The following is a 10166-nucleotide window of genomic DNA, read 5'->3' on the forward strand; positions in this document are numbered from 1 at the left end:
GGTGCGGTCGCGCCCCCGCGTGCAGGCGCGGTCTCAGCGCGAGGCGCGGGCCGGGCCCCAGCGCCAGCGCCAGCGCCAGCGCCAGCGCCAGCGCCAGCGCGGGATACCGCCCGGGTACGGGCGCCAACCCCGTCGGTGCAGGACTCGGTTCCGCCGCTCCGTACGGTCCCAGCCTGCGACCGGCCCTCCGCGTCGGCCGAGGCCCTGTCACGACCGGTCGTCCCAGCGGCCGTCATCACGCTCCCCTCCCCAACAGCCGGCCCTCGTCCCACCACTCCGGTGTCTCCTCCTGGACCGGGCTGACCTCCACGAGGGTGATCTCGTGCCGGGTGAGGGTCAGGTCCAGGTCTGTTCGGCCGTCCGAGGTCGGGAGGCGGAGGTGGTAGCGGGCGGGTTCCGCAGCCTCGTGGAGGATGTCGAGCTGCTCACGGCGAGGCGAGCGGGGGCTGCCCATCCGTTGCCAGGCCGTACGGGCATTGCCGTACTCCTCGTCGACGGTCGAGCGCCGTACGAACGCCTCCCCGGCAGTACGCATCGGCACCGACAGCCGCACCCGGTGTCGTTCCGGCCCCGGTGTCTCCCCGCTCGCGTCGACCGGCGCCCACGCGAGCACCGTCACCCGGCCGTCGGGGTGCCGGGTGGCCAGGTGGTCGTCGCCGCGGGCCAGCAGCTCGGAGCCCATGCGGGCCATGAAGGCGTACAGGTGGTACGTCGGCTTCCTCACCTGACGATGGGTCAGCAGCCCGAAGCCGCCGTGGAAGAGAGCCGTCGGCGGCCCGGCCTCCTCGAACATGTCGCTGAAGGTCCAGTACGAGAAGGAGTCGACGTGGTCGCCGCCCCGGGCCAGCACCGGCGCCAGGTAGGCCGCGTGGAAGGCCGTGTCGTGGATCGGGTTGTCCGGGCGGTAGGAGGAGTTGAACTCCGTGATGTGGAGCGGGAGTTCGCCCAGCCGCGTGCCCTTCAGCCGCTCGCGGGGTGTCGCGAACTGCTCCAGCAACCCCTGCGCGGGGCCCAGCGTCTGGTGCACACCGAACGGCACATGCTGGGCCGGCCCCGAGGTGTACGCGTGCTTGGACACGAAGTCGACGGGGACATCTCGACGTGAGGCGAACTCGGCGAACCGGTCGAGCCATTCGTCCGCGCCGGGCGAGATCGCGGGGCCGCCGACCTGGAGCGAGGCGTCCACGTCCTTCACCGCACCCGCCGTCACCTCGTAGAGCCGGTGATAGGCTGTTTCGTCCGCGTTCTCCCAGAAGTCGGGCAGGTTGGGCTCGTTCCACACCTCGATCGGCCAGGTGCGCACCTCTTCGAGGCCGTAGCGGTCGACGAGGTGCTTCAGGGTCGCTCGGACCAGTGCCGCCCACTCGGTGTGCGAGCGGGGCGGGGTGACGTTCCCCCGCCACCAGAAGATCGTCTGCCGCCCGGACGCCAACTCGTCCGGCATGAAGCCGAGTTCGAGGAAGGGCCGGATGCCCAGCTCCAGGTAGGCGTCAATGACCTGGTCGACGTAGGTGAAGGAGTGCCGGACGTGCCGGGCGCCCTGCCACTCGTAGGGGCGGTGGACGCCCATGCCGTCGCTGAACAGGCCGTGTCCCCGGATGTACCGGAAGCCGATCTCGCGCTGGGGCAGGGCGAGCGAGTCCTGGTAGTCGCGGCGCAGGGCGAGTTCGACGCGGCCGGTGCCGACGCAGTGGCGCCAGGCGTCGGAAAGGGTGCCGACCGGCTCGTCGGGGCTCACCCGTTCTCCTTCTTGAAGCGCTCGTACGCCTTGTTGTGGAGGTCGACGAGCTGCTGCATGTTCTTCGACTTCAACTCGGTGACGAAGGCGTCCCATTCGGAGATCGGGCGCTTGCCGAGGACGAACTTGAGGGTGTTCTGGATGGCGTAGTCCTTGAGCGGGGTGTCCCAGAGCGTGGCCTGCTCCTGCTCGAAGGACTGGAGCGGGTGGGCCGGGTCGACCGGGAGTTCCTTGCGCTGGGACATGACCTCCTGGAACTTCTGCTCGTCCGGGCTGAACGAGGAGGAGACCAGCTTCCAGCTGCCGCCGTAGGTGAAGACACCGTTGAAGAAGCCGAAGTCCTTCTGGAGGTCCTTCGGGGCGTCCGGGTCGGAGCCCATCAGGGAGATGCCCGGCTCCAGCTTGAAGGTGTCCCCGGACTCCGTGTAAGTGACGCCCTTGACGCCCCACTTGCAGAACGTCTGACCCTCGTCGGAGTACCAGAGCCAGTCGACGAACTGCATCATCGCGACGAAGTTCTCGCTCTTGAGCGCCTTGCTGGAGACCATGACGCCGTTCTCCAGCCGGATACCGCTCAGCACGATCGGTCCGGCCGGGCCGAGCGGCACCGGGACCATCTCGATGGTGGCGCCCTTGACCTGCTTGCCCAGGTTGTAGCGGTAGTTCTGGACCAGCTCCTGCGGGTTGGCGCTGATCACGTACGACTTCTCGGCGAGCAGCTTCTGCACGGCCTGGTCGTCCTGCTGGGTGAAGCTCTCCGGGTCGAGGAGCTTCTCGGCGACGATCCTTCTCAAGTACTCCACCATCGCGCGGTACTTGTCCTGGGCGGCGGTGAAGACGAACTTCCGTGTGTCGGTGTCGAAGCTGATGTTGTCGTACGTCCAGCCCGCCTTCACGCCGTACGCCTGGCCGAGGTAGCTGAACAACGCTCCGCACGGGAAGGGGGTGTTGGTGCTCCAGCGGTCGGTCCAGGGGTATTTGTCGGGGTACTCGGCCTTGAGCGCCTTGAGGACGTCGTAGGTCTCGTCCCAGGTCTTCGGCAGGGTCAGACCGAGCTTGGTGAGGACGTCCGTGCGGAAGGACAGCGAGTAGCCGGACTTGGGCCTCTCGTGCAGGCCGGGCAGCAGGTAGTACTTGCCGTCGGACTGGCGGATGGAGTCCAGTTCGGGCTCCAGTTTCCAACGGCGCACCTTGTCCTGGAAGTTGGGCATCAGGTGCACGTACTCGCTGACCGGGAGGATCGCGCCGGACGACACGAAGGCGACCTCGGCGGGGTGGTACGTCTTGGGGATCAGGAAGGGGGCGTCGCCCGCGCCGATGAGGACGCCTCGCTTCTTCTCGTAGTCGGCGAGGGGCACGTCGAGCGGCTTGACGGTGATCCCGGTGCGCTTGGTGAGCTCCTTCCAGAACAGCCAGTCGGTCTTGAGGGGGTAGACCGGGTTGTCGTTGTGGAGCATCGAGAACGACAGCGCCTTGGTGGCCTTGAACTGCTGGCCCGCCCGGTACTCCTTCATCGCGCCGTTCTGCTTCTTCGACAGGTCCTTCGAGTCGCCGCCGTCGTCGCCGCTGCCGCAGCCGGTGAGGGTGGCGAGGCCGATGAAGCCCGCGGCGGCGAGGATCTGGCGTCGTGACAGCTGACCGGTGTTCTTCACGGATACTCCCTTGTTCCGTAAGTGAATTGACGGGCTGTCAGCCCTTGACCGCGCCGAGCATCACGCCCGAGACGAAGTAGCGCTGGACGAACGGGTACACGCAGATGATCGGCAGCGCGGTGAGCACGATGGTGACCGCCTGGATGCTCGCGCCGACCTGGCTGAGTTCCGCGGTGGTGGCGCCCGCGTTGCCGCCCCCGGTGGCGCCCGCGATCAGATTGCGCAGATAGACGGTGACCGGCATCAGGTCCGAACTGTCCATGTAGAGGAAGGCGCTGAACCAGGAGTTCCAGAAGGCCACGGAGTAGAAGAGCACCATCGTCGCGACGACCGCCTTGGACAGCGGCAGCACGACCCTGAGGAGGATGCCGTAGGTGCTCAGACCGTCGATCTGGGCGGCCTCCTCCAGCTCGGACGGCAGGGACTCGAAGAAGGCCTTCATCACCAGCAGGTTGAAGACGCTGATCGCGTTCGGCAGGGCGATGGCCCACACGCTGTTCTTCAGGCCTAGGCTGGTGACCAGGACGTAGTTGGGGATCAGCCCGCCGGTGAAGAACATCGTGAACACGGCGATACCGACCAGCACCCCCCGCCCCCGCAGCTGCTTCTTCGACAGGACGTAGGCGTAACAGGTCGTCAGAACCATGGCGACAGCGGTGGAAACGACCGTGTAGAACACGGTGTTGCCGTAGTTCCGCCAGAACATCGAGTCGTGGAACACGATTTTGTACGTGGTGAGGTTGAACCCCTTGGGCCACAGGGTCACTTCACCTGCGCGGATCTGCCGCTCCCCGCTGAAGGAGCGGGCGACGATGTTGGCAAAGGGGTACAGGGTGACGACCACGACCAGGGTGAGGATCACCCCGTTGACGCCCTGGAAGACCCGGTAGGAGCGGCTCGTCTTCACCACAGGCTGGTCCCCACTGTGCGGCGCGAGAGCGTGTTGGCGGAGGTGATCAGGACCAGCCCGATGACCGCCTCGAAGAGGCCGATGGCGGCCGCATAGCTGAAGCTGCTGGACTCGACGCCGGCCCGGTACACATAGGTCGAGATCACATCGGCGGTCGGGTAGGTCAGCGGGTTGTAGAGCAGCAGGACCTTCTCGAAGCCGACGGCCATGAACGTGCCGATGTTCAGGATCAGCAGCGTGATCATGGTGGGCCGGATGCCGGGCAGGGTGACGTGCCAGATCTGCTGCCAGCGGTTGGCGCCGTCGATGCGCGCGGCCTCGTACAGGTCCTCGTCGATGGTGGTGAGCGCGGCGAGGTAGAGGATCGTGCCCCAGCCGGCGGTCTGCCAGATCTCGGAGCCGACGTAGATCGTGCGGAACCAGCCCGGTTCCTGGATGAAGCGGACCGGATCGTGGCCGAGCCAGCCGAGGGCGTGGTTGACCGGGCCGTCCGTGGCGAGCATCTGCAAGGTGATGCCGGCGACGATCACGATCGACAGGAAGTGCGGGAGGTACGACACCGACTGGACGAACCGTTTCAGCGAGCGTCGGCGCACCTCGTTCAGGAGCAGGGCGAGCACGATCGGGATCGGGAAGCAGTAGACGAGGGTGAGCCCGCCGAGCCACAGGGTGTTGCGGAACACCTGCCAGAAGGTGGGGTCGCTGAGGAACATGCGCACATAGCGCAGGCCCACCCACTCCTCGCCGAACATCGAGCCACCGGGCTCGAAGCGCCGGAAGGCGATCACATTGCCGAGCATCGGCAGATAGCGGAAGACCAGGAAGAACAGCAGGGGCAGGACGGCCAGCGAGTACAACTGCCAGTCGCGGCGCAGAGATCTGCGCCAGCCGCTGCGCGGGGCTGGGCGAGGCACGGGTTTCGGCGGGTCCTGGGTGCCGGGCGGAGAGGCCGACGTGGTGGTGGTCGTGCTCATGCTCGGTCCTCCTGAGGGGCGGAGAAGTGGCCGAAACTTTCGAGCTCTTACCGGTAACTTCGCGGCAACTTAGAGCCACTCAGAAAGCGCTGTCAATGGGTCACGCAGGAGATGTCCGAGGCGTGGGTGAGACGTTGCAACGCGCGTGGACGGGGTAGAACTCCGCAAGTTTCACTACCTGGACCGACTCATGCGAGGTGTCCCGTGCCTGCGTTCGACCTGCCGATCGGCGAGCTGGAGGACTACCGCCCCGACGTCGAAGAGCCCCCGGATTTCGACGAGTTCTGGCACGGCACCCTCAAAGAGGCCGCGCAGGCAGAGGTGTTGGTGTCGGTACGCCCGGTGGAGAACGGCCTACGGCTGATCGACACCTGGGACGTGACCGTCGCGGGCTTCGCCGGCGACCCGGTGCGGGCCTGGTTCAGCAGACCGGCCGGGGTGCCCGAACCGCTGCCCGCCGTCGTCGAGTTCGCCGGTTACGGCCGTGGCCGCGGGCTCCCGCACGAGCGGCTGACCTGGGTGAACGCCGGATACGCGCATCTACTGATGGACAACCGCGGCCAGGGCGACCAGTACGGCAACGGCGGCGCGACCCCCGATCCGCACACCTCGGCACCGGGCGGACCGGGCCCCGCCGCACGCGGGCTGCTCGATCCGCGTGACTACCACTACCGGCGGCTGATCACGGACGCGGTGCGTGCGGTGACGGCGGTGCGGACGCTACCGGGTGTCGACGGGGGTCGCGTCGCGGCTGTCGGCAACAGTCAGGGTGGCGGACTCGCCCTGGCCGTCGCGGGGTTGGTGCCTGATCTGGCGGCCGTCCTGGTCACGGCGCCGTTCCTGTGCGGCATCCGGCGCGCCCTGGACTTGACCGACGCGAGCCCGTACGGCGAGATCAGCGCGTATCTCTCGGTGCACCGGGGCGCGGAAGAGGCCGCCTACCGCACCCTCTCCTTCATGGAGGGCGTCTCCTTCGCGCGGCGCGCGCAGGCCCCGGCCCACTTCGGGGTGGGCCTGCGCGACACCGTCTGCCCGCCGAGCGGGGCGTACGCGGCCTTCAACCGCTACGGCGAACTGAGCGGCGCGGACCCCCTCAAGGAGACCTTGAAGGAGATCCCGAGGGAGATCCACGCCTATCCCTACAACGGCCACGAGGGCGGCGACGCGGTGCAGGTGCGCCGCCAACTCGACTGGCTGGCCGAGGTGTTGCCGGTCAGCCGACCGCCAGCGTGAACACGTGCAGGTCGCTGTTGTCCGGCAGCTTCACGCTCGCGATGCTCTTGCCTTCCGGTGCGGTGAACGGCTTCGTGGCGAAGACATAGGTCGCCACCGGGTCTCGGTCGGCGCCCGCCACATTGCGGTACGGCGTCCTCGCGACGACCTCGTTGCCGTACTGGACGGTGCCGCCGCCCCCGCCCACGGTCCAGTCGGTGAAGGCGAGTTCGACCGTGCCGGTGCTGCCGTCGGTGTAGGTGACGGTGGCCTGGGTCTGCTGGTTGCCGTTGACCGCGCTGCCGACGAACGACAACCGGCTTGCGGGGCTGCTCAGTTGGACGGCCTGTCCGTTCCCCGAGGCGTTGTCGGGCCGCCCGATCGGCGAGTTCGGCCAGGTGAAGGTCAGCCCGTTCACCGTGCCCTGGGCGCCCGGGGCGAGGCCCGCCGCGGCCAGTGCCTGGCGGGAGTAGCTCCAGCCGCCGCCGTCGTAGTCGGCCTCGTCGTGGTCGCCGGTGTCGTCCGAGGCGCCGGCGTTGTTGTACGCGGCGAGCAGGGTGCCGGGCGCGGCGACCGTCAGGGCCACCGGCTGCTCGTACGCCGTGCCGTCGGAGGTGACGGCGACCGTGGCGTCGTAGAAGCCCTGGGTGACGCCCTTCGCGGCGGTCAGGGTGATCTCCTGGGAGCCGTCGGAGACCGTGCCCTCGGCGGGTGTCGCGGTGACGCCCTCGGGGGTCTCGACCCGGAAGCGCACCTCGGGGCCGGTGCCGTCACCGCTCAACGACAGGGCGCGGATGGCGACTTGGGTGCTCTCCCCCGGTGCGAGCGTGGCCGTGGTCGGGCCGACGCCGATCTGGTACGGCTGCTCGCCCTGCCGGAAGGAGGGCGGGGCGGAGGCGGTGCCCCAGTCGCGGTTCGGGATGCCGGAGAGCGTGTAGTCGAGGCGGCCGCCGTCCCGCACGAAGGAGGCGGGAAGCCAGGAGCTGCCGCTGCTGCGGCCGTTGACCTTCAGGGACTGGATGTACGGGGCGTCGAAGGCCGCTCCCTTGGCGCGGATGGAGATGTCGTTGCCGTTCGGGCGGTCGATCTCGACCCTCGGGAACAGCGGGGAGGCCAGGGCGAGTTCGGCGCGCGACGGCACCTGGGGGTACATGCCGAGCGCGGAGAAGACATACCAGGCCGACATCATGCCGAGGTCGTCGTTGCCGGGGATGCCACCCGGCTGCGTGGACCAGAGCTGCCCCATCGCCGCGCGGACGGTCTCCTGCGCCTTGTACGGGGCGCCCGCGTAGTCGTACAGGTAGGGGACGTTGATCGACGGCTCGTTGTCCAGCTCGGACTTGTCACCGCCGCTGCCGGTGAACGCCCACTTCCCGTCGGCGTCGTGGAAGAAGGTGTCGAGACGCTTGAGCGCCTCGCTCTTGCCGCCCATCGCGGCGAACAGGCCCGCCGGGTTGTGCTGGACCATCCAGGTGTACTGGGCGGCCGTGCCCTCGACGAAGCCGTTGCCGGTGGCCGGGGTGAAGCCGGTGACCCAACTGCCGTCCGCCTTGCGGTTGGCGATGTAGCCGCCGGAGGGGTCGGCCGCGATGTTGAAGTTGTTCTGCCACCACTGGGATCGGGTCGCGAAAGTGTCGGCGGTGCTCTTCTCCCCCGCCGCCCGCGCCAGTTGGGAGAGCGCGAAGTCGGCGCCGGACATCTCCAGGGTCTCGGCGGCGCCGCCCCAGGCGTTGGAGACGGACGGCATGTAGTGCAGCTTCAAGTACTTTTCCAGGGAGGGCCGTTGGCCGACCGAGAGGACGGGCTTGCCGGCGGCCGAGAGGTCCTGCTCGGTGGGCACGGTGGCCGCCTTGACGAGCGAGTCCAGTGCGCCGCGCAGGTCGAAGTCCGTGCCGCCGAAGGCGTGGATGCCGGCCAGGGCGATCGGTGAGGGGTCGCCGTTCATGACGTGGGTGCCGCTCGCGCCGTGCAGCCAGCGGTCCCAGATCCCGCCGTTCTGTCCGGCGAGCGTGTACAGGGACTGCGCTATGTCGGAGCCGGTGTCCGGGTCCAGCAGGGTCAGCAGCTGGACCTGGCCGCGGTAGACGTCCCAGCCGGAGAAGGTGCCGTACTGGGCCGAGTGACCGCGGCCCACCTTGTGCACCTTGCCGTCGCTGCCCCGGTATCTGCGGTCGGCGTCGCTGATGACGTTGGGGTGCAGGAGGGCGTGGTAGAGCGCGGTGTAGAAGGTGGTGCGCTCGTCGTCGGTGCCGCCGCCGACCCGGATCGCGTCGAGCCGCTCACGCCAAGCCCTTCCAGCAGCCCTGCGCACCGAGTCGAAGGAGCGCCCGGTCGGGTTCTCGGCGGCGAGGTTCGCCTCCGCGCCCGCCTGACTGACGTACGAGATCCCGATCTTGACGCCGACCGGTCCGGTGCCGGGCTCGAACTCGACGTAACCGCCCGCCCCCTTGCCCGCGACGGGCCGTCCGCCGGTGGAGAAGCCGCCGGTGCCGCCGCTCGCCTTCACGGAGCCGGGGGTGAGCCTGTCGTCCTGCCAGGTGCCGGTGGACTTGAAGGGGCGGTCGAAGCGGGCCGTGAAGTACACGGTGTAATAGGCGCGTTGGCCCTCGGGGTCGAGGTAGCCGCAGAAGTCGCCGGACGTCACCGAGCCGGAGACCGTACGCGTCGCGGGGTCGATCTCGACCGTCGAATCGGTGGAGCCCACCTCGGAGTTGGCGGTGCGGATCAGCAGCGAGGCGGGCTTGTCGGCCGGGTAGGTGAAGCGGGCCGAGCCGGTGCGGGCGGTGGCCGTCAGGTCGGCGGTGACGCCGGAGGCGAGGCCGACCTTGTAGTGGCCGGGCTCGGCGGTCTCGTCCGCGTGGCCGAAGTCGGCCGCGTACACCGCGTCCTTGGTGTCGCTCGCCGGGGATGAGGTCACCTCACCGGCGTACGGGAAGAGCGGGATGTCCCCGCTGCCGCCCGCGCAGCCGGTGCCGGACATGTGGGTCAGGCTGAAGCCGCGGATGCGGGTGGCGTCGTACTGGTAGCCGCCCGGGGCCGCGGTTCTGGTCGCGTCGCCGCGGGTGTTCTCCGGGCTGAAGGAAAACATGCCGAACGGCGTGACGGCGCCCGGGAAGACGTTGCCGCCGTTCTTCGTGCCGATGAGCGGGTCGACGTACGCGGTGGGGTCGTTGACGAGATCGGGGGGCGCGGCGGATGCCGCGAGCGCCGGGGTGGCGCCGGTGACCGCGAGCACCGCGGCCAGCAGCAGGGACGTCGGACGGAATCGCATGATGCGGCCCCTCCTCCTTCGGACGGGTCGCGCACCACAGGTCGCACAAGCCGCAGGGACAGTAGCGTGTGCCACGCGTACCACGGAAGAGGGCGGGGACCGGAGGAACGCGCGGGCCTTGGGCGGCCGATTCACCCAACTGAATTGACATCGTTGTCCGTTGACGGGGTAGAGTCACGCACAGACCATTAGACAACGTTGTCGTGCATCGGGTCGTCACAAGCCACGCACCATCCGAGTCGGCACCCCACCCCCCTTAGGGGCTGTCCGGCGGATCAGTCCGGCGTCGCGGGGCTGGGCACGCCCGTCTGCGGCGTTGTCGTCACTCGCCGACGCTCCGCGTCGACTCCCTCCTCCGCCTTGCAGCCAGACGCACCCAGCCCCGCTCACCTGCACCGGAAAGCACCGC

General features: G+C 68.8%; 6 protein-coding genes. 1 reads left to right on the forward strand and 5 read right to left on the reverse strand.

Annotation, left to right across the window (positions count from 1 at the left end; genetic code table 11):
- Positions 1-235: 235 nt before the first annotated feature.
- The 4 genes from ABZ896_RS50120 to ABZ896_RS50135 are packed head-to-tail and all read right to left on the reverse strand — an operon-like array spanning position 236 to position 5274.
- Positions 236-1738, reverse strand: coding sequence for a xylan 1,4-beta-xylosidase (locus ABZ896_RS50120; protein ID WP_360945320.1), 1503 nt, complete (start codon positions 1736-1738; stop codon positions 236-238).
- On the reverse strand, positions 1735-3390 hold the full coding sequence (locus ABZ896_RS50125) for an extracellular solute-binding protein (RefSeq protein ID WP_360945323.1): 1656 nt from the start codon (positions 3388-3390) through the stop codon (positions 1735-1737). Before ABZ896_RS50125 ends, ABZ896_RS50120 begins: the two co-directional genes overlap by 4 nt.
- Positions 3391-3427: 37 nt before the next feature.
- Positions 3428-4300, reverse strand: a complete 873-nt coding sequence (locus ABZ896_RS50130) for a carbohydrate ABC transporter permease (RefSeq protein ID WP_360945325.1) — start codon at positions 4298-4300, stop codon at positions 3428-3430.
- Positions 4294-5274: an ABC transporter permease subunit gene (locus ABZ896_RS50135; protein WP_360945327.1), complete on the reverse strand. Its 981-nt coding sequence runs from the start codon at positions 5272-5274 to the stop codon at positions 4294-4296. Before ABZ896_RS50135 ends, ABZ896_RS50130 begins: the two co-directional genes overlap by 7 nt.
- A gap of 204 nt (positions 5275-5478) precedes the next feature.
- Here ABZ896_RS50135 and ABZ896_RS50140 point away from each other — a divergent pair, with 204 nt between their 5' ends.
- Positions 5479-6507 (forward strand): acetylxylan esterase, encoded by a 1029-nt coding sequence (locus ABZ896_RS50140; RefSeq protein WP_360945329.1) that lies wholly within the window; start codon positions 5479-5481, stop codon positions 6505-6507.
- On the opposite strand, the gene ABZ896_RS50145 is transcribed toward ABZ896_RS50140, so the two are convergent.
- Positions 6488-9757 carry a GH92 family glycosyl hydrolase gene (locus ABZ896_RS50145; protein ID WP_360945331.1) on the reverse strand — a complete coding sequence of 1090 codons (3270 nt, stop codon included), beginning with the start codon at positions 9755-9757 and terminating at the stop codon, positions 6488-6490. The genes ABZ896_RS50140 and ABZ896_RS50145 overlap by 20 nt on opposite strands.
- Positions 9758-10166 lie beyond the last annotated feature (409 nt).

Origin of the sequence: Streptomyces sp. NPDC047072, from assembly GCF_040643855.1 — a bacterium.
Lineage (GTDB): Bacteria > Actinomycetota > Actinomycetes > Streptomycetales > Streptomycetaceae > Streptomyces.